Source organism: Paraburkholderia oxyphila NBRC 105797 (assembly GCF_000685075.1).
GTDB classification, from domain to species: Bacteria; Pseudomonadota; Gammaproteobacteria; order Burkholderiales; family Burkholderiaceae; genus Paraburkholderia; species Paraburkholderia oxyphila.
Genome location: NZ_BAYD01000279.1, coordinates 1 through 1,172, shown reverse-complemented (window position 1 = coordinate 1,172; position 1,172 = coordinate 1). Strand labels below are relative to the sequence as shown.

The following is a 1,172-nucleotide window of genomic DNA, read 5'->3' as shown; positions in this document are numbered from 1 at the left end:
CTAGTGTCCTGAGTTAGAAATTCATTGCCTTATTTGCGTTGTGTACTAACCTGGGTTGCAAGGTTCGCAGATAAGCGAGGCAACGATGAGAGGAAGACCGAAGGCGCCACTGGTTCTGAGTGGGTCGGAACGCGAACAGCTCATAGCGCTGACGATGCGACGCAAGACGGCACAGGCGCTTGCCCTGAGAGCGCGTATTGTGCTGGCTTGCGCCGAGGGGATCGACAACAAGACGGTCGCGACAAGACAACGTGTCACCTCGCATACGGTTTCGAAGTGGCGTTCACGATTCATCAGTCACCGCGTGGACGGGTTGCTCGATGCACCGCGCCCGGGCGCACCGAGGACGATCGAGGACGCGCAGGTGGAGACGGTCGTCGCACGCACGCTCGAATCCGTGCCCACGGGCGCGACTCACTGGAGCACGCGAACAATGGCCCGCGAGATGGGAATGTCGCAGACAGCCGTGTCGCGGATCTGGCGTGCCTTCGGATTGCAGCCGCATCGGCAGGAGACCTTCAAGCTCTCCACTGATCCATTTTTCGTCGACAAGGTGCGAGATATCGTCGGGCTGTATCTGGACCCGCCGCTCAAGGCCATGGTGTTGTGCGTGGACGAGAAGAGCCAGATCCAGGCGCTGGACCGCACCCAGCCTATGCTGCCGTTGGCCCCGGGCATTCCTGAGCGACGCACGCACGATTATATGCGCCACGGCACGACCACACTGTTCGCGGCGCTGGACATCTCCACGGGCGAAGTCATTGGCGAACTGCATCGGCGTCATCGCAGCAGTGAATTCCTGCAGTTCCTGCGCACCATCGAGGCCAACGTGCCACCCCAACTGGATGTCCATCTGGTGATGGATAACTACGGCACGCACAAGACCTCCTCGATCAATACCTGGCTGGCTCGCCATCCGCGTTTCCATGCGCATTTCACTCCCACCTCTGCTTCGTGGATTAACCAGGTCGAACGATGGTTTGCCACGCTCAGTGAGACATACATCCGCCGTGGCACTCATCGCTCAACCCGGCAACTCGAACAGGCGATTCGCCAATACATCCAGATCAACAACACTGATCCGAGACCTTTCAACTGGACCAAATCGGCCGACGACATCCTCGCCAGCGTCAAGCGATTTTGTCTACGAATTTCTAACTCGGGACACTAGG

General features: G+C 58.9%; 1 protein-coding gene. It reads left to right on the top strand.

From position 1 onward, the window contains the following. The first annotated feature begins 85 nt into the window (after positions 1 to 85). Positions 86 to 1,171, top strand: coding sequence for an IS630 family transposase (locus tag BO1_RS48920; RefSeq protein WP_028223787.1), 1,086 nt, complete (start codon positions 86 to 88; stop codon positions 1,169 to 1,171). Position 1,172: the final 1 nt, after the last annotated feature.

What these genes read in the sequence shown, in the direction of transcription:
- BO1_RS48920 (WP_028223787.1), top strand. Translation starts at nt 86, where the DNA reads ATGAGAGGAAGACCGAAGGCGCCACTGGTTCTGAGTGGGTCGGAACGC.